This is a genomic window from Pseudomonas sp. Kh14 (assembly GCF_900291005.1).
GTDB lineage: Bacteria > Pseudomonadota > Gammaproteobacteria > Pseudomonadales > Pseudomonadaceae > Aquipseudomonas > Aquipseudomonas alloputida.
Genome location: NZ_OLKJ01000038.1, coordinates 991726 through 1010255 on the forward strand (window position 1 = coordinate 991726; position 18530 = coordinate 1010255).

Annotated in this window: 18 protein-coding genes; 13 read left to right on the top strand and 5 right to left on the bottom strand. The window is 61.1% G+C overall.

The features are described from left to right. Positions 1-146: 146 nt before the first annotated feature. On the bottom strand, positions 147-779 hold the full coding sequence (gene yihA / locus FQ668_RS27025) for a ribosome biogenesis GTP-binding protein YihA/YsxC (protein WP_010951522.1): 633 nt from the start codon (positions 777-779) through the stop codon (positions 147-149). 201 nt (positions 780-980) lie between these two features. Here yihA and FQ668_RS27030 point away from each other — a divergent pair, with 201 nt between their 5' ends. The 7 genes from FQ668_RS27030 to FQ668_RS27060 all read left to right on the top strand — a co-directional run bounded on the left by FQ668_RS27030 (position 981) and on the right by FQ668_RS27060 (position 8212). Beyond that, a complete protein-coding gene (locus tag FQ668_RS27030) occupies positions 981-1283 on the top strand; it encodes a cytochrome c5 family protein (RefSeq protein ID WP_003252992.1) in 303 nt (100 codons plus the stop codon). A gap of 31 nt (positions 1284-1314) precedes the next feature. Next, a complete protein-coding gene (locus FQ668_RS27035) occupies positions 1315-1932 on the top strand; it encodes a cytochrome c (RefSeq protein WP_003252989.1) in 618 nt (205 codons plus the stop codon). A 151-nt stretch (positions 1933-2083) separates the two neighbouring features. Continuing rightward, complete coding sequence (dsbA, locus tag FQ668_RS27040; RefSeq protein ID WP_014589257.1) at positions 2084-2716, top strand: thiol:disulfide interchange protein DsbA; 633 nt, start codon at positions 2084-2086, stop codon at positions 2714-2716. Between the two features lie 12 nt (positions 2717-2728). Next, entirely contained in the window at positions 2729-3583 is an 855-nt protein-coding gene (locus FQ668_RS27045; protein ID WP_014589258.1) for an endonuclease/exonuclease/phosphatase family protein, read from the top strand. A gap of 27 nt (positions 3584-3610) precedes the next feature. Further along, complete coding sequence (locus FQ668_RS27050; protein ID WP_053867745.1) at positions 3611-5548, top strand: GGDEF domain-containing protein; 1938 nt, start codon at positions 3611-3613, stop codon at positions 5546-5548. A 73-nt stretch (positions 5549-5621) separates the two neighbouring features. After that, complete coding sequence (locus FQ668_RS27055) at positions 5622-6410, top strand: N-acetylmuramoyl-L-alanine amidase (protein WP_011953154.1); 789 nt, start codon at positions 5622-5624, stop codon at positions 6408-6410. A gap of 203 nt (positions 6411-6613) precedes the next feature. Continuing rightward, positions 6614-8212: an EAL domain-containing protein gene (locus tag FQ668_RS27060; RefSeq protein ID WP_014589260.1), complete on the top strand. Its 1599-nt coding sequence runs from the start codon at positions 6614-6616 to the stop codon at positions 8210-8212. Between the two features lie 14 nt (positions 8213-8226). Here the strand turns inward: FQ668_RS27060 and FQ668_RS27065 are convergent, their stop codons facing one another. After that, positions 8227-10008, bottom strand: a complete 1782-nt coding sequence (locus FQ668_RS27065; RefSeq protein ID WP_039612249.1) for a KinB sensor domain-containing domain — start codon at positions 10006-10008, stop codon at positions 8227-8229. Beyond that, on the bottom strand, positions 10005-11351 hold the full coding sequence (gene algB / locus FQ668_RS27070) for a sigma-54-dependent response regulator transcription factor AlgB (protein ID WP_014589262.1): 1347 nt from the start codon (positions 11349-11351) through the stop codon (positions 10005-10007). The genes FQ668_RS27065 and algB overlap by 4 nt, the downstream gene beginning before the upstream one ends. A 210-nt stretch (positions 11352-11561) precedes the next feature. On the opposite strand from algB, the gene FQ668_RS27075 reads away from it, so the two are divergent. From FQ668_RS27075 to FQ668_RS27100, 6 genes are all read left to right on the top strand, one after another. After that, positions 11562-12383 carry a BON domain-containing protein gene (locus FQ668_RS27075; RefSeq protein WP_014589263.1) on the top strand — a complete coding sequence of 274 codons (822 nt, stop codon included), beginning with the start codon at positions 11562-11564 and terminating at the stop codon, positions 12381-12383. A gap of 174 nt (positions 12384-12557) precedes the next feature. Next, complete coding sequence (locus FQ668_RS27080; protein WP_014589264.1) at positions 12558-12848, top strand: hypothetical protein; 291 nt, start codon at positions 12558-12560, stop codon at positions 12846-12848. 43 nt (positions 12849-12891) lie between these two features. Continuing rightward, positions 12892-13053, top strand: coding sequence for a DUF1328 domain-containing protein (locus tag FQ668_RS27085; RefSeq protein ID WP_003252966.1), 162 nt, complete (start codon positions 12892-12894; stop codon positions 13051-13053). A gap of 2 nt (positions 13054-13055) precedes the next feature. Continuing rightward, positions 13056-13526 carry an inhibitor of vertebrate lysozyme family protein gene (locus tag FQ668_RS27090; protein WP_010951530.1) on the top strand — a complete coding sequence of 157 codons (471 nt, stop codon included), beginning with the start codon at positions 13056-13058 and terminating at the stop codon, positions 13524-13526. Between the two features lie 745 nt (positions 13527-14271). Beyond that, positions 14272-15600 carry a glutamate/aspartate:proton symporter GltP gene (gene gltP / locus FQ668_RS27095; RefSeq protein ID WP_010951531.1) on the top strand — a complete coding sequence of 443 codons (1329 nt, stop codon included), beginning with the start codon at positions 14272-14274 and terminating at the stop codon, positions 15598-15600. 147 nt (positions 15601-15747) lie between these two features. After that, the gene (locus FQ668_RS27100; protein ID WP_014589267.1) at positions 15748-16977 is read left to right on the top strand and encodes a nucleoside recognition domain-containing protein; all 1230 of its coding nucleotides are present in this window, start codon (positions 15748-15750) and stop codon (positions 16975-16977) included. On the opposite strand, the gene FQ668_RS27105 is transcribed toward FQ668_RS27100, so the two are convergent. Both FQ668_RS27105 and FQ668_RS27110 read right to left on the bottom strand, forming a co-directional pair. Next, a complete protein-coding gene (locus tag FQ668_RS27105; protein WP_014589268.1) occupies positions 16959-17594 on the bottom strand; it encodes an ABC-type transport auxiliary lipoprotein family protein in 636 nt (211 codons plus the stop codon). The genes FQ668_RS27100 and FQ668_RS27105 overlap by 19 nt on opposite strands. Continuing rightward, complete coding sequence (locus FQ668_RS27110; protein WP_010951534.1) at positions 17591-18529, bottom strand: MlaD family protein; 939 nt, start codon at positions 18527-18529, stop codon at positions 17591-17593. The genes FQ668_RS27105 and FQ668_RS27110 overlap by 4 nt, the downstream gene beginning before the upstream one ends. Between the last annotated feature and the right edge of the window lies 1 nt (position 18530).

Below are 18530 nucleotides of genomic sequence, written 5' to 3' on the forward strand. Positions count from 1 at the left end.
AATCACCAAAGCGTGTCCAACCCCGATCAGGTGTAGGAGCGGGTTTACCCGCGAACACGGTAGTGGCGGCAACGGTGAACGGCGGGTGGAGAGCAGGCCCGGCCCTTTCGCGGGTAAACCCGCCCCTACGGTTCAGGCGCAAAGCATTAAACGACCGGCTTGTCTTCCAGTTCCATCCAGTCTGCCAGCACTCGGTAGGCGTCTTCCACGCCCAGGCGCTTGGGTGCCGAGAACAGTTGGATGGTCACGCCATCCCCCCAGCCCTTGCGGATTTCCGACTGCACTTTCAGCAATGTGTTCTTGCCCGCGCCGTGGGTCAGCTTGTCGGCCTTGGTCAGCAGGATGTGCATCGGCATGCTGCTGGCCTTGGCCCAGTCGAGCATCATCTTGTCGAAGTCGGTCATCGGGTGACGCACGTCCATCATCAGGATCACGCCACGCAGGCACTCACGGCTGCCCAGGTAGGCTTCCAGGTGTTTCTGCCAGTGCTGCTTGAGCGGAATCGGGACTTTTGCATAACCATAGCCCGGCAGGTCGACCAAACGCCGTTCATCGTCCAGACTGAAGAAATTCAACAGCTGGGTGCGCCCGGGAGTTTTCGAGGTACGCGCCAGGCTGGCATGAGTCAGGGTATTGAGGGCGCTGGATTTGCCGGCGTTGGAACGGCCGGCAAAAGCCACCTCGTAACCCTGGTCGTCCGGGCATTGTTCGACCTTGGCTGCGCTGAGGGCGAATTTGGCTTTCTGGCAGAGGCCGAGGATGGGGTTCTTGACTTGCATGGGATATCCGATGTGGGTGTTGCCTGACTTTGTAGAGCCAAGCCTGGCAAGCGGTGTCGTTTCCGTTTGGATGGCGGAAGTATATAATGCCCCAGTTTTTGTGTGCTCATTCTCCCAGCGAAGGAGAACGGGCATGGGGTGTCGAACAATAGCTCGCGCAACAGAACGCAGCGCGGCCCCCAACCCTGAAGGTCGTTCCGCATGGCGAAATGGCTGCTTGCTGTCGGTATGTTCCTGCCGTTTTTCAGCGCACAGGCTACACAGGATCCCGAGGTGTTGTACAACCGCACGTGTGCGGCCTGTCACACCGGGCAGTTGCCACAGGCACCCAGACGGGGTGACCGGGCAGCATGGGAGCCAAGGCTGGCGCAAGGCATGGATGTACTGGTGAAGCACGTGACCCAGGGTTTCAAGGCTATGCCGCCGCGTGGATTGTGCATGGACTGCAGTGCCGAGGACTACCGTTTGGTCATCCTTTGGATGAGCGGCAGTCCCGATACATAACATTTCACCCTTAGCCGTGTTGGATTAGCTGATGAACAAACTAGTCGTGAGTCTGCTGTTGACCTTGGGTGTCGCTGGTGCGGCCACTGCTGCGCAACCTATCAAAGGCGATGCCGCCGCTGGCCAGGCCAAGACCGCCGTCTGTGGCGCCTGCCACAATCCCGACGGCAACAGCCTGGCACCGAACTTCCCGAAACTGGCCGGCCAAGGCCAGCGCTATCTCGAAAAACAACTCCACGATATCAAGTCGGGCAAGCGTACCGTGCTGGAAATGACAGGCATGCTGGCCGCATTCAGCGACCAGGATCTGGCCGATATCGCCGCCTACTTCTCCAGCCAGAAAGGCAGCGTGGGTGCCGCCGATCCCAAGCTGGTCGAGCGCGGCCGCGCGCTGTTCAATGGCGGCGACCTGGAAAAGGGCATGCCGGCCTGCACTGGCTGCCACTCGCCTAATGGCGCGGGCATCGCCCTGGCCGGCTTCCCGCACCTGGGCGGGCAACACTCGCAGTACGTGGCCAAGCAGCTCACTGACTTCCGCGAAGGCAACCGCACCAACGATGGCGATGCCATGACCATGCGCACCATCGCTGGCAAGCTGAGCAACCATGACATCGAAGCGTTGGCCAGCTACATCCAGGGCCTGCATTAACTTTCGGTTAATGTTGTAGGTCAATGATGAAAGGGCGGCCGGGCTGCCCTTTTTTCCGTCCGCAGCCGTTACACTACAGAACTCGAGCCCTTCCCGGCCTGTCTCAGTGCAGGTCGCGTCGTGGCGACCCATGACTGCTCAGGAGTAAAGCATGCGTAAACTGATTCTCAGCGCTGCGCTGGTCGCCGCCAGCGTATTCGGTATGACTGCCGTTCAGGCCGCCGAGCCTGTGGCCGGCAAGGAATACATCGAGCTGAGCAACCCTGTTCCGGTTTCCGTGCCTGGCAAGATCGAAGTCGTCGAGCTGTTCTGGTACGGCTGCCCACACTGCTACCACTTCGAGCCGACCATCAACCCTTGGGCTGAAAAGCTGCCGAAGGACGTCAACTTCAAGCGCGTACCGGCCATGTTCGGTGGCCCGTGGGATGCACACGGCCAGATGTTCCTGACCCTCGAAGCCATGGGCGTCGAGCACAAGGTGCACGCTGCGGTGTTCGATGCCATTCAAAACCAGCACAAGCGCCTGACCGACAAGAACGACATGGCCGACTTCCTCGCCACTCAAGGTGTGGACAAGGACAAGTTCCTCGCCACCTTCGACTCGTTCGCCATCCAGGGCCAGGTCAAACAGGCCAAGGAATTGGCGAAGAAGTATGAGATCACCGGCGTACCTAGCATGGTCGTCAACGGTAAGTACCGCTTCGACCTGGGGACTGCCGGCGGGCCGGAAGGCGTGCTGAATGTCGCCGACCAACTGATCGACAAGGAGCGCGCTGCCAAGTAGGCGGCGTCACCCATGCCCCGCTTCAGAGCTACGCGTGGCATTGGCCTGCACGAGCCGCAGGTCAACGAGCATCACCTGCAGGCCCCAGGCCTGCCCGAGGATGGTCGTCTGCGGCTGCTCAGTTTCAACATCCAGGTGGGCATCAGCACCGAGCGCTACCGCCATTACCTGACGCGTAGCTGGCAGCACCTGCTGCCGCATAACGGGCGTGCCGTTAACCTGCAGAAGATCGGCAGGCTGCTGGGCGACTTCGACCTGGTGGCCCTGCAGGAAGCCGATGGTGGTAGCCTGCGCTCGGGCTACGTCAACCAGGTCGAACACCTGGCCCACCTGGGGGCATTCCCCTACTGGTACCAGCAGCTCAACCGCAACCTTGGGCGTTTTGCCCAGCACAGCAACGGTGTGCTCAGCCGCCTGAAACCGCAACTGCTCGAAGACCATCCGTTGCCTGGCCCGGCCGGGCGTGGCGCGATTCTGGTGCGGTTTGGCGAAGGCGAAGATGCGCTGATAGTGGTGATGATGCACCTGGCATTGGGGGCCAAGACCCGCGCCCTGCAGCTGGGTTATATCCGCGAGCTGATAGGCGGTTACCGTCACCAGGTGCTGATGGGTGACATGAACACCCATGCCACTGACCTGCTGGAGCATTCGCCGCTGCGCGATTTGGGCCTGGTCGCCCCACAAGTCGAGGCCACCTTCCCCAGCTGGCGACCGCAGCGTTGCCTCGATCATATCCTGCTCAGTTCAAGCCTCACGCTGGAGCGTGTCGAGGTGCTGGCGCAGCCAATTTCGGACCACCTTCCCGTTGCTGTCGAGATTCGATTGCCTGATGCATTGACTGTGGATACGCTGCCGGTTTTGAGCTAATTGCCATCACCGTTTGCGGACCCGGGCATGACTGAAGACGCTGAGCGCTGGAAAGAAAAATACCTTAAAAGCATCGAGCAGCAAGAAAAGCTCGAACGCCGTTGGGATGCCCGTCTTGACCTGCTGCGCCGAGGCCTGGTGCGCAGCACCCTGGCTGCTGAAGGCAGTGACAAGGTGGTAGACGAGTGCATGAAGGAAATGCGCGATGTCATTCGCAGCGACAACATGGACGCCGGCCTCGCTGGCTTGATTCCGCGCCTTGAGAAAGCGGTACTGGATTCCGAACAGCGTCGCGAAACCCGCATGCACCAGGTCAGCGATGCGCTGACCGCACTGGTTGGCCAACTGCAAAGCCTGCCCCTGCCCAGCGATATCTCGCGGCCATTGAAAAAACTGGCGAAGAAGCTCGACGGCGGGGTTGCCCAGTCACGCGAGCTGCCGCCGCTTTTGGGCGAGTTGAGCGGCTTGCAGGGGCGCGCGCTGTCGGCCCTTGGCAAGTCGGGTGAAGAAGCCCGACCCGGTTTTCTGCAGCGGTTGTTTGGAAGCCGCGAGGAAGATGCACAGGCAGGAGCAGCGCTTGCGCCGGTGGCGTTGCCTGCTGCCGAGGTTGTGCCCCAGGCAGCCGGCAGTGCCGAGCCCTCGCGGCCAGATGACGTCGATGCGCTACAACCGTTGCCGGCCCCTGCTGCTCCGACTGCCGAGGTGGCCGAAGCGCCCGAGCTTGAGCTGGAGGCATTTGGCCCGGCGCTGATCGAAACGGCCGAAATGCCGCCTGCCCCGTTGCCAAGGGACAAGTCGCCATTGCCGGAAGCTGCAGTTTCCGCCAGCGAGCCGTTGGCTGAGGCAGAACCCTTACAAGCCCTTGAAGTAACCTTTGGTGAAGACGGCCCCTATGCCCTGCCCTACGCAGTGGAGCCGCCTTACAGCCAGGTTGCCGCGCACATCGAGCAGACCCTGATCGGTCTGCTCGATGACCTCAGCCTTCCCGAGCGACACAAGGCTCAGGCGCTGGAGATGCGCGAGCGGGTTGCTCGCGGCTTGAACTGGTATGAGCTGATCCCGGTGCTGGATGACTTGGCAGTACTCATGCTGGCGATTACCGACAGCGGTCAGCACGAATTCGAAACCTACCTGCAGCAACTCAATGAACGCCTGGAAGGTTTCCAGAGCCACCTGCACGAGGCCAGCGCCGGCCACGCGGACAACAGCACTGCTGCCCGCGAGCTGGATAGCCAACTGCGAGAGCACGTCGACGGCCTGCAGAGCAGCATGCAAGGTGCCGCCGATGTAGACAGCCTCAAGCACATTCTGGAAAACCGCCTGGAAGGCTTACTGGTGACGATGGACGAGCACAAGCACGAGCGTGATCGCCGCGAGCAGGAACTGGCCGGTCGCCTGCAAGGCTTGTCGGAGCGGGTGGCGAGCATGGAGCATGAGGCGCTTGGCTACCGCGAGCACCTGGAAGAACAGCGCCAGAAAGCCCTGCTGGACCCGCTCACCGGCCTGCCCAACCGTGCGGCCTGGAGCGAGCGAGTCGAACGCGAAATGCTTGACTGGCAGGAAAACGGCGGCCATCTGGCGATGGCGATTCTTGACCTGGACCATTTCAAACGCATCAACGACAACTATGGTCATCTGGCTGGGGACAAGGTCCTCAAGATCGTGGCCGACCAGTTGCGCAAGCGTCTGCGGGGCCGTGATTTCATCGCCCGCTTTGGCGGCGAGGAATTCGTCCTGCTGCTGCCGCAGACCACGCCGGCAGTCGCTGCGCAAGTGGCCGAGGTGTTGCGTGCCACAGTCGAAGCCTGCCCATTCCACTTCAAGGGAGAACGGGTGGTGATCACCACCTCCATCGGCCTGAGTGCATTCCGTTCTGGCGAACGCAGCGACCAGGTGCTCAAACGGGCCGATGCAGCGCTGTACCGGGCAAAGGAGCTGGGGCGCAATCGCGTCGAGCATGGTTAGCCAGCCGCTGTCCGGCAGGCACAGCGCAGGTGAGCACGTTATACTGTAGCGCTCATACGCTGAGGCCACTGACGTGCTTTCCACGCTTAAAAAAACCCTGATTTCCTTTTTGCTGTTGTCTGTCGCCGGTTGCTCGACGGGCCTGCGCATCGACCGCAGTCACCCTTCGGCCAATCAGGACAACCGCATCCAGTTCGTTGTCCTGCATTACACCAATGCTTCGCTGGAGCGCTCGCTGGCGCTGCTTACCCAGGGTGAGGTCAGCAGCCATTACCTGATCGGCGATGGCCCGGCTACGGTGTATCAGCTGGTAGATGAAAACCGTCGCGCCTGGCATGCCGGTGACAGCCAGTGGCAGGGGCGCACCTGGCTGAACTCCTCGTCCATTGGTATCGAGATCGTCAACCCGGGCTTCACCGACACCCCGAACGGCCGGGTCTGGCACCCTTACAGCGAGGCGCAGATCCAGTCGCTGATCGCGCTGCTCAAGGACATTGTCAAACGCAACAACATCGAACCACGCCATATCATCGGCCACAGTGACATCGCCCCGCTGCGCAAGCTGGACCCGGGGCCATTGTTCCCGTGGAAGCGCCTGGCCGACGCCGGGCTGGGTATCTGGCCGGATGCCAACGCCGTGGCACGGCAGCAAGCCTACTTCAGCGTCAACCCGCCAAGCGTTGGCTGGTACCAGCAGGAGCTGGCACGGTTTGGCTATCAGATCGAGCAGACCGGCGTGCTGGATGTCGCCACACGTCATGTGATCGCCGCCTTCCAGATGCGCTTCCGCCCGCAGCGCTTCGACGGTATGCCGGATGCGCAGACAGCAGCGATGCTGCAGGTACTTAACCGTATGCGTTGAGTCACGGCGGGCGGGGTCCTTGTTGCAAGCCTTGCGCTGCGAAGAGGCGAGTTGGGTCGACGCAGTTGTATCGACTTAACGGTCTCATCGCAGCCACAAGGCTGTTTCTACAAAGCGCGTGGATGGATTGCAGCGAAGCGCCAAACGGTGAGGGTGATTATTGATTCCGTTGCTATACCTTGGTTATCAACTGGATGCCTTCGATGTCAGCCTTCATCGCCTTGCTGCGCCAAATTTTTTACCGTCCCTGGATGCTGGCCACTTTGGCAGCGCTGGCCAGCGCCGCGGTGTTGCTCTCTGCCAGCATCGGCATTGCCCTGCAACAAATGAAACAAAGCGAAAGCGAACAGATGAATGCCCAGGGCGAGCGTTTTCTGGAACGGCTCGAACAGGTGTTCGGCCAATTGCGCGAAGGGGTCGACCTGCTGCAGGCCCAACCCTTGCGCGGCTGCAACCCGGCAATGCTGGCAGCCTTGCAGCAGGTTGGCCTGAACTCGCGGTTCATCTATGAAGCGGCTTATGTAGATGGCAATGTTGCCTGCTCCAACCGCGGTGATGAGCGAGCGTTCGTTCCCTTGCGGGCGCCAGATATCCAGGGGCCGACGTACAGTTACTGGCTTAACACCACCACCGAGCCGAACGAGAACCTGGCAGCACTGATGCTGGGCCGGGGCAAGTTTCTGGTTTCCACCTCCCGTGGGCATTTGACCGATGTGGTGGACCTGCCCCCAGGTGGCAGCCTGGTCGTGGTGCTCGACAACGGCGCCCGGGCCATTCCGGTGCTCGGCCCGCCACAGGTATGGCCACCGCCCTCGGCCTGGTCGACCAGCCACAAGTCGCTGCTGGAACTCAGTGATCGGCTGATCTACCGAATGCCGACCAAGTCGCCGGATTACCAGTTGGTGCTGATTGCCCCGAGGGCCAGTCTGCCGCTGAAGATGAACGGCATGCTCTGGTTGCTGTTCCCCGGTAGCGTGCTGGCGGCCTGCTGCATCGGTTGGTTGGTACTGCAGTTGATTCTGCAACGACGGTCGATGAGTTCAGAGTTGCAGAATGCCTTGCGTCGTGGAGAGTTGCAGGTTCTCTACCAGCCAATCATCGAGCTCGACAGCCGGCGCTGTGTGGGCGCCGAGGCCTTGGTGCGCTGGCGCCGCCCGGACGGCACCCTGACCAGCCCGGACCTTTTCATTCCGCTGGCGGAGAATACCGGGCAGATTCGCCAGATCACCGACTTTGTCCTGCAGCGTGTGCTTGAACAGCTCGGACAGCTACTGCGCTCGCACCCCAAGCTATACATATCGATAAACCTGGCGGCCTGTGATGTGATGGTGCCACGTATTGGCCGGGTGGCGGCGCGCTTGTTGGCCTTGCATCGAGTGGCGCCCAGCCAGATTGCCTTCGAGGTGACCGAGCGCGGCCTGATCGACGTGGTGGTCGCCCGTGACAATCTGCAGGCGCTACGTGCCGTGGGGCACCAGGTGCTGATCGACGACTTTGGTACCGGTTATTGCAGCCTGGCCTACCTGCAAACCCTGCCAGTGGACTGCCTGAAGATCGACAAGGCATTCATCGACGCTCTGGGCCACGATGCCGCCAGTAGCGGCGTGGCCCCGCATATCATCCGCATGGCCCATGACCTGCACCTGCGGGTAATTGCCGAAGGTATCGAGTTCGAGGACCAGGCGGTGCTGCTGAACAGCGAGGGGGTCAATTATGGCCAGGGCTGGTTGTTTGCCCGGCCGCTGAACGCCCGGCAGTTTGCCGAGTTGGTGACTCGTGGGCACCTGCCGCGGCGGGTTTAGGCGCGTTGAAGCAATCAGACCGGCAACGCCATGTAGAACTGGGTCCCCTGCCCCGGCCGCGAAAACACGCCCATGCGCCCTCCGTGCAGCTGCACAATTTCCTTGCACAGCGCGAGCCCCAGCCCAGCACCGCCTTTCTTGCGACCTACCTGCACGAAAGGCTCGAAGATGCGCGCTTGCTGCCCATAGGAAATGCCCTCTCCATTGTCCTCGACGCTGATGATCACCCGTTCCGCATGCCGTCGGGCATGCAGGCGGATGCGCCCGCCATTGGCGGTATGGCGGATGGCGTTGTGCAGCAGGTTGTCCAGCACCCGGTCCAACTGGGCGACGTCGGCCTGGATGCGCGGTAGCGGCGGGTCCAGTTCCTTGATCAACTCGATCTGCTTGTGCGCAGCTTGTTCGGCAAAGCGCAATTGGGCTTGCTCCAGCAGTTCGTCGATGGCGCAGGGGGCCAGCTCAAGCTTTTGCAACCCGCTCTGATAACGGGAGAAGTTGAGCAGGTCGTTGATCAGCTGGGTCAGGCGCTGCATTTCTTCGCCGATGGTTTCCAGCAGGTCGTTCTCGCGAGCCTCGGGCGGGAACTTGACCCGCTCGCGCAGCAGGCCGAAGGCCATGTGCATACCGGTCACCGGGGTACGCAGTTCGTGGGAGGCGCGTAGCACGAATTCGCTGCGTACCCGCTCGAAGGCCCTTTGCTCGGTCACATCGTGCAGCACCATCACCGCGCCAAGGATTGGCCCCTGCGGGTGGCTGACCGGGGTCAGGCTGTAGGTGAGCAGACGCGATTCTTCATCGACCTCCATGTTCAGGTCGTCCGGTGGGCGATCGAGGCTGCCCCCGCGCAGAACCTGGCGCAGTTGTTGCTCAAGCTCGGGCCGCTGCAGGGCTTCGACCAGGCTGCTGCCCACACGGCTGTCGTTCCAGCCCAACTGGCGCTGCGCCACCGGGTTGAGGTGCTCGAGGCGGCCCTGGCGGTCGATGATCAGCAGACCGTCGTCGATGCTGTCGAGCACGGCTTGTAAACGCTGCTGGCCGGCCAGCAGTTCGTCAACGTTGGTGGCCTGGTGCTTGCGCAAGGCATCGGCCATCAGACCAAAGCGCCGGGTCAGCTGGTTGAGCTCGGCGGCCTGGGCCACCGGCAAGGTAACGTCGAAATCGCCCTTGCCCAGTTGGTCGGCCGCCTTGGCCAAGGCTTCGATCGGCTGGCCGAAACGCCGGGCGATGTTGTGCGCGGTGATAAATCCCAGTACCAACACCACCAGCCCCATCAGGCCGAGTACACCACTGACTAGCAAGGCGCGGTCACGGGTGCGTTCCTCGCTACGGGTGATCAGGTCCAATGCGTGCTTGTGGGAATCGATCAAGTCGGTGCGCACCTGATTGAACGCGGCCCCCAGCGGCTGATCGACACCCATGCTGCGAGCGGGTGCGGCGCTGTCGCGATATGTCTGGAGGAAGGCCTGGTAATTGCTGCTGGCCTTGCTGAAACCGGTGCGCTCGCCGCCTTGCTCCAGCCCTTGGTTGAGCAGGTCCTGGAAGCTTTCCTGCAGCAGCCGCAGGCTTTCCGGGGCGGTGTCTTCATTGAGAATAAGCATCAGCTGTTCGCCCAGGTTCTGGCGCAACTTCAGCCCCACTTCCAGTGCATGGGTGGTATCGCGCACCAGTTGCTGTTGCACTGTAGCCATCTGCAGCATGCTGACCAGGCCCAGCAACAGCCCTAGCAACGCCACAGTGATGAGCGCCGAGATGCTGAGGAAAAGCCGCGTGCGCAGCTTCATGGGCGGCCACTTCATAGGTTGTACTGCTTGCGCTTGCGGTACAGGGTAGAAGCATCGATGCCCAAGGTCTTGGCGGCTTGGTCGAGGGTATCGCTGGCAGCCAGAACGGCACCGATATGGGCACGTTCCAACTCATCCAGGCTAAGCGCGGCACCTACGCGTGGTGCATTGCCGGCGGGTTGTTCACCCATGCCCAGGTGGCTGATTTCCACGCGTTCCTGCGGGCAGATGATGCTGGCCCGTTCCACTACGTTGCGTAGTTCGCGAATGTTGCCAGGCCAGCGGTAGTTGAGCAGGGCGGTGCGCGCCTCGTCACTGAAACCGCGGGCGGGCCGGGAGTATTCCTTGACGAAACGGGCGAGAAAGCGGTCGGCCAGGATGAGGATATCTTCACTGCGCTCGCGCAGGGGGGGCAGGTGCAGGGTAATCACGTTCAAGCGATACAGCAGATCTTCGCGGAAGCGGCTTTCGCGCACCATCTCTTCGAGATTGAGGTTGGTGGCAGCCAGGATACGTACATCGGCACGCCGGGTAACCGGGTCGCCGACGCGTTCGTATTCCTTGTCCTGGATGAAACGCAACAGTTTGGGCTGCAAGGTCAGCGGGAAATCGCCGATCTCGTCGAGGAATAGCGTGCCCCCGTCTGCCTGGCTGACCCGCCCGAGCGTGCTTTCGCTGGCGCCGGTGAAGGCGCCGCGGGTATGGCCGAATAGCTCGCTTTCCATCAGCTCGGCGTTAAGCGACGGGCAGTTGATGGTCACGCAGGCTTTGCGTGCACGCTTGCTCCAACCATGGATGGCCCGTGCCAGCTCGCCCTTGCCCGTACCAGATTCGCCAAGGATGAGGATGTTGGCGTCAGTGATGGCGACTTGGCGGGCGGTTTCAAGCACCGCCATCATGGCCGGGCTATGGGAGTCGAGGCCGTCCTTGGGTTTGCGTATTTCACCTTCCAGGGCTTCCAGGCGCGCAGAAAGCTGGCGCACCTCCAGTTGCTTGGCAGTGGCCAGGCGCAACTGGTCAGGGCTGCATGGCTTGACCAGGTAGTCGGCAGCGCCGGCCTGGATGGCATCTACTGCGGTGTCGATCGCCGAGTGCGCGGTGACGATCACCACCCGCATCCACGGGGCCTGGATACGCATCTGTGCCAGTACGTCGAGGCCGTTGTCTTCACCCAGGCGCAAATCGAGGAAGCATAGGTCGAACACCTGGCGCTGCAGTAGGGTTTCTGCCTGGGCGGCGCTGTTGGCCGTGGCCACGCTGTAGCCCTCGTCTTCCAGGCAGTAGCGGAACGTGCGCAGGATCGCGGACTCGTCATCCACCAGCAGAATTCGGCCTTGGTTGTCCTGGGCTGATTCCATTTCCTGTGCTCCTTAGGGAAAGATCTTTATTTAGTGTGGGAAAAATCGGGCAAGTTGCATGGTCAATTCTGAAGGATTCTGTCCTTTGCATGCTAGCCAGTGGCCAAACGATGTCTACAAGCCGTGATTCTTCAATGATTTGCTTAGAGACACGCGCTGGCACATTGGTTGCGATGATTTTCGGATTTTGCCCACGAAGGAGGCGCTGTCATGCCCTTTTCCCTGCGTACAGCCGTTTTGGCCGCCACCCTGCTGCCAATCTTTACCCCTGCATTCGCCGACCCTGTGCAGGACGCGCGCCTGGAAGGCGCCCTGCAAACCGCTTTGTCAATGAACCGCATGCTTGATTCATTTCGTATCAACGTTGAAGTGGACGGCAAGCAGGCGCGGCTTTCCGGTGAGGTGGAGAACGAGGTCGAGCGGCAGCTGGCCGAGGACGTGGCCCGTGCTACCCGGGGCATCGAACAGGTGGAGAACCTGCTGCAGCTCAATACCCAACTGGTGGAGCGTCCACTGGAGCTGCGTGCCTACGCCCAGCGCCTGGAGGATGTGACCTTGGCGGCGGTGATCCGTGCTCGGCTGTTGTGGAGCCGTACCACCGAAAAGGCCCCTATAGAAGTACAAAGCAGTGAAGGTGTGGTGACGTTGCGTGGCAAGGTCGACAGTGCCGAAGCCAAGGAGTTGGCGGGCGTGGTAGCGCGTACCACCGACGGCGTGTACCTGGTCAACAACCTGGTCAGCCTCGATACCGCTGCCATGGCCAAGGCGCGAGAAACGCCGGCGGGCGCGCTAACCGGGCCGCAGCCAAGCGACAGCTGGATCGTCGACAAGATCCAGAGCAGCTATCGCTTCAGCCGCAATCTCGATGGCCTCAACCTGAAGGTGGCCAGCGAAGCAGGCATGGTGCGGCTCTCGGGCGAGGTGGTCAGCGCGGAGCAGAAAACCATCGCCGTGGAGATCGCCCGGCAGATCATCGGCGTACGGGGCGTGGATGCTGACCTGCTGAAGGTGGCGACCAAGGTGGAAGGCTGATCGTGCAATTCGCACGACCACACAGGCGTCATCGTGCAGGATACGTCCTCGCGGTTTCTTTTAACAATTACTAAGTGATTGATTTATAAGGATTTTATTTAAATAAGAAGGCTGGCATGCAGGCTGCAATTACCTGTTCAGGTTTGAACAAAAAATACAGCAGGAGGAGCCAGCATGAACCGCCAATCCGTCAACCGCTCGCAGAGCGCTGCACTGCCTTTGCGCCAGATGCTGACACTCGGCATGGCGATGCTGCTGACCTTGGCCGCTGGCCTCTTCTATTACAGCTTGCAGACGGCGCGTCTGGCTGAGCAAGTGGCAGCTCAGACTGCACTGTTGACGCAGATTCAGGCAACTCGTGCCAACACCTTGGTCAAGGCCGCTGACTGGCAGCCAGCTGGCCAGGCCATTGCCTCACCGGCCACTGTGGAAAAATTTGTTCCCCAGGAACGTTGGGTTTTCTGACCAGGCGGCCGGATCGATTCCGCAAAAAGAAAGGAGAACTACCATGCTGAGTTGGGCTATCACTTTCCTCATCATCGCCATTGTCGCCGCTGTACTGGGCTTCGGTGGTATCGCGGGCGCTGCTACAGGTATCGCCAAGATCCTGTTCATTGTCTTCCTGGTGTTGTTTGTAGCCTCCTTCTTCTTTGGACGCGGACGAGGTTGAAGATGAGCAGGAAGCTTCGTTCAGCCGTGGTCGCCGCCCTGTTGCTGGGCGGCAGCGCGGCGGCCATGGCGGCCAATGACGGCCAGGTTCGGGTCGACCAACTGCTCGGCTCGGACCCGGAGTACCGCGAAACCTGGCAGGACACCCTCGAAGGCGAGGAACGCCTGCCCGATTGGGTGGTCAATCTGACCGGCAGTTCCCAGCAGCAGATGTCTGCCGTTACTGAGGACGGCGACAAGTACCTGGTCGGCCCGCTGTGCGAAAAACAGGACAATTGCACCTACAAACGGCTGATCGTGGCGTTCAGCTGGGACAAGGATGATGCCTACGGGATGCTCGTCGAGGTGCCCGAAGGTTTGCCGAGCGACAAGTCGCCCACCCGCCATGCGCAGTACCGCTGGCTGGGCGAACCTGACGACGGCATGAAGGCAATGCTGCAGGAGCAGCTCAAGCGTGACCCGAACTGGTACTGAGCATTGTTGCCGGTACGGATGAAAGGTCACTCACTGTCACGTAATAGAAGCTGAAGCTTTCTATAGTTCAGCCTTCTATGATGCGCCGCCCCGAGGAGGGGTAGCACATGACCAAGGGGTCGGGCTGCTCTGATTGTTACAGGATCGGAGTGGCCTAGGGGTACAGGGAGTGCCTCCAGTAATGGGCCGGGTCAGGAAAGGCGGAATCGGAAGTCTCAGGTCGGCGGTGTCACAGGGATACCTTGCCAGACCTGACTTCCGAGGAGCCATGTAGGAAACGTCGCTTCCCTTGCGCGTTTTTTCCCTTGGGACACATTTTGTCTCGACCGTACATCAAATTTTTTTCGACCTTCTTGATGCTGCTACAAGTGGCATTTCCGCCATTCGGATTGTCGAACAGGCCATCTTTCATGTCCTACCTGTCCCGCCAAATCTGCCGAAATATGGCGGTTTGGTCTTGTTCGGGATTCCGAATGTTATAAATCAAGCACTTGCGAAGCTGCCGGCTAGGTCGAAAACAGTATGCATAAACGGCATGGGCTATGCGTTTCAGGCATTAGCTTTCGCCCCCTGCCGTCGCAATAGTTGCCGCCTTTTTCGCTGGCCAGAGCGCCCTGTCGCTCGCCTGCGGTGTCCTTACATGACGTCGCCTGACGGAAGCCCCTTACTGTCCGTGACCTTGCCTATGGCTCTGTTACGGGTGTTTCCGCCAGGTGCCATGACCACTAAAACAAAGGGTAAAGACATGAAGAAGGCAAAACTGAGCCTCGCCTGGCAGATCGTCATCGGTCTGGTCCTGGGTGTTGCAATCGGCGCGCTACTGAATCATTTCAGTGCAGAAAAGGCATGGTGGATCAGCAACGTCCTCCAGCCCGCTGGTGACATCTTCATCCGCCTGATCAAGATGATCGTCGTCCCGATCGTGATTTCGTCGCTGATCGTGGGCATCGCCGGTGTTGGCGACGCGAAGAAGCTGGGCAGCATCGGCCTGAAGACCATCATCTACTTCGAAGTGGTGACCACGATCGCCATCGTCGTAGGCCTGGTGCTGGCCAACCTGTTCCATCCGGGTGCCGGCATCGACATGAGCACCCTGGGCACTGTGGATATCTCCAAGTACCAGGCGACAGCGGCCGAAGTGCAGCATGAGCACGCGTTCATCGAAACCCTGCTCAACCTGATTCCGTCGAACATCTTCGCAGCGCTGATGCGTGGCGAAATGCTGCCGATCATCTTCTTCTCGGTGATGTTCGGTCTGGGTCTGTCGAGCCTGCAGGCAGAACTGCGTGACCCGCTGGTGCGTACCTTCCAGGCTGTTTCGGAGACCATGTTCAAGGTCACGCACATGATCATGAACTATGCCCCGATCGGCGTGTTCGCCCTGATTGCGGTGACCGTGGCCAACTTCGGTTTCAGCTCGCTGCTGCCGCTGGCCAAGCTGGTGGTGCTGGTGTACTTCGCCATTGCCTTCTTCGCCTTCATGGTACTGGGCCTGGTTGCCCGCCTGTTCGGCTTCTCGGTGATCAAGATCATGCGCATCATGAAAGATGAGCTGATCCTGGCCTACTCCACCTCCAGTTCGGAAACCGTGCTGCCGCGGGTGATCGAGAAGATGGAGAAGTACGGTGCGCCAAAGTCGATCTGCTCGTTCGTGGTACCGACCGGCTATTCGTTCAACCTCGACGGTTCGACCCTGTACCAGAGCATCGCGGCGATCTTCATTGCCCAGTTGTACGGTATCGACCTGTCGTGGAGCCAGCAGCTGCTGCTGGTGCTGACCCTGATGGTCACTTCCAAAGGTATCGCGGGTGTGCCGGGCGTATCGTTCGTGGTACTGCTGGCCACCTTGGGCAGCGTGGGCATACCGCTGGAAGGCCTGGCCTTCATCGCGGGCGTGGACCGCATCATGGACATGGCCCGTACTGCACTGAACGTTGTGGGCAACGCCTTGGCTGCATTGGTCATTGCTCGCTGGGAAGGCATGTACGACGCGGTCAAGGGCGAGCAGTACTACGCCTCGCTGATGGCCGAGAAGCAGGGAGCTGTAGTGGTTGGCGAAACCGCCAAGCGCTGAGCCTGATGGCTGTTTGACCAAGAGCCCCGACTTGTCGGGGCTTTTTGTTATCTGCGAGATCTTGAGCCGCGCCTACAAAGGCTCGCGATCGCCAGTCACAGGCTGCGATACGCTATTATTCGGGCACTTTTCAGGGGGAACATACGGATGCTCAACGGCCTTTGGCTCGGCTTTTTCCTGGTGGCGGCGGTGTCCGCCATGGCCCAATGGCTGGTGGGTGGCAACGCAGGCATCTTCGCGGCAATGGTCGAAAGCATCTTCGCCATGGCCAAGCTGTCGGTCGAGGTGATGGTGCTGCTGTTCGGCACACTGACCCTGTGGCTGGGCTTTCTCAAGATCGCCGAGAAGGCCGGTATCGTCGAGTGGCTGGCCAAGGTGCTAGGCCCGCTGTTCGCCCGCCTGATGCCGGAGGTGCCGCCTGGCCACCAAGCCCTGGGCCTGATCACCATGAACTTCGCTGCCAACGGCCTGGGACTGGACAACGCTGCTACGCCGATTGGCCTGAAGGCCATGCGCGCGCTGCAGGAGCTGAACCCCAGCAGTACTACGGCGAGCAATGCGCAGATTCTGTTTCTGGTGCTCAACGCCTCGTCGCTGACCTTGCTGCCGGTGACCGTCTTCATGTACCGGGCCCAGCAAGGCGCGCCAGACCCGACCATGGTGTTTCTGCCAATCCTGCTAGCGACCAGCGTCTCGACCCTGGTTGGTTTGCTGTCGGTGGCAGTGATGCAGCGTTTGCGTCTGTGGGACCCGGTGGTGCTTGCCTACTTCATCCCCGGCGCTTTGCTGCTGGGAGGCTTCATGGCTTTTCTTGGCACCCTGTCGGCCGCTGCGCTGGGCAGCCTGTCGTCGCTCCTGGGCAACCTCACGCTGTTTGGCGTGATCATGCTGTTCCTGGTGGTGGGCGCCCTGAAGCGGGTGAAGGTGTATGAAGCCTTTGTCGAAGGCGCCACGGAAGGCTTCGATGTGGCCAAGAACCTGCTGCCCTACCTGGTGGCGATGCTGGTGGCGGTGGGTGTGCTGCGCGCCTCTGGTGCCCTGGAGCTGGCCCTGGACGGTATCCGCCATGCGGTGAACTGGATGGGCCTGGACACGCGCTTCGTCGAAGGCTTGCCCACCGCGCTGGTCAAGCCGTTCTCTGGCAGCGCAGCGCGGGCAATGCTGATCGAGACCATGCAGACCCAAGGCGTGGACAGTTTCGCTGCCTTGGTGGCGGCGACGATTCAGGGCAGCACCGAAACCACCTTCTACGTACTGGCCGTGTACTTTGGTGCCGTGGGCATCCAGCGCGTGCGCCATGCGGTCGGTTGCGCACTGCTGGCCGAGTTTTCAGGGGTGGTCGCGGCGATCTTCGTCTGCTACTGGTTCTTTGCCTGAAGCTTCAGTTGTGCCTGGTTGGCCTGGGTGATGGTCCAGTTCACGACTTGCCCCACCAGCTGGTCGCTGGCCTGGCCGAAGCCGGCGACCACTGCTGATACCTGTTTGTCGTCCAGCGGTTGGCGGATTTCGAAGCGCTTGCTGGCCAGGATGCGTTGGTTGCGGCCCTGGACCAAGCGAGCGTCATAGCGGATCACCACCTCCACTGCCCCATCCGTGCGGTATTCACTCTGAAATGCCTGCAGCTCGCCGGCCAGCTCGTAGTCTGCCTGCAGGTTACTGTCGTCAGCGCTCAGGCGCTGTACCTGGCCCTCACGCTGGAACCCGTCGAGCAAGCGGTTACGCAGCAGCACCGGGGCCGCATCGCTCCAGCGCGCGCCCTTGTAGCTGCTCACCACATTGCCCTGGGGAACCACGGCAATCCTTGGCCCGGCCAACACTTCACTGGCCAGCGGCTTGTTCAGGCGCAATGACCAGTCCAGCGGCGGCGCTGTGCGGCTGGGCTGGTTCACCGGCAGGCGATAAAGATCCACAGGTTCGCTCTGCGGCAGGATCGAGCAGGCACTGGCCAGACTCAGCGAGGCCGCCAGGGTCAGCAGGCGCAGCGACGGATTCATGGCTGGAACTCCTTGTTGTTGTCGCGGCCAAGCAGGTAGCCGCTTGGGTCGGCCTCCAGTTGCCGGGAAATGCCTTTGAGCGCGTTAAGGGTTTCGCGCAGTTCACGAATGGCCGGGGCGAGCTGGTTCAGGCTCTGGGCGCCGTCACCGATAGCCTCGCTGTTGTTCTGGAGCAGGTTATTGATGGTTGCCGTGCTTTGGGCCAGTGACTGCATGGCCTGTTCGGCGCTGCCGATCGCCTGTTTGCCTTCGCTATCCAGCAGGCCGTTGGCATTGCGCATCAATGCCTGGGTTTCGGCCAGGGTAGCGCTGGCCTGCTTGCCCACCTGCACCAGCTGTGCGATGGCCTCGGCGATGCTGCCGTGCTGGCCGGCAAAGGCGCCGGTGGTCTTGTCGAGGTTGGCCAGCGTGTTGCTGAGGTGGCCTATGTTGTCCTCGGAGAACATCTGGTTGGCGTTATGGAGCAGCATGTTGATGTTGGTCACCAGGTCGCTGCTGTCGTTGAGCAGACGCGAGATTGGCGATGGCGAAGCGATGATCACCGGCAGCTTGCCATCCTTGCCTTTAAGCTCGGGGCTTTGCGGGGTGCCGCCGCTGAGCTGGATAAACGAGTTGCCGGTGACGCCGGCCAGGGTCAGCTTGGCCTGGGTGTCTTCCTTCACCGGGGTATCGGCGCTCAGGCGCACCCGTGCCAATACCCGGCGCGGGTCTTTCGGGTCCAGACGCAGGGTAGACACGTCGCCCACCTTGATGCCGTTGTACTGGACCGTGCTGCCGGGAGAAAGACCGGACACGGCTTCGTTGAACACCACTTCGTAATCCTTGAAGGCGTCGTCGACACTGGACTTGGCCAGCCACAGGCCGAACAGCATGGCCCCTGTCACCACCAGAACGGTGACCAGGCCGATGAGGACGTGATGGGCTCGGGTTTCCATT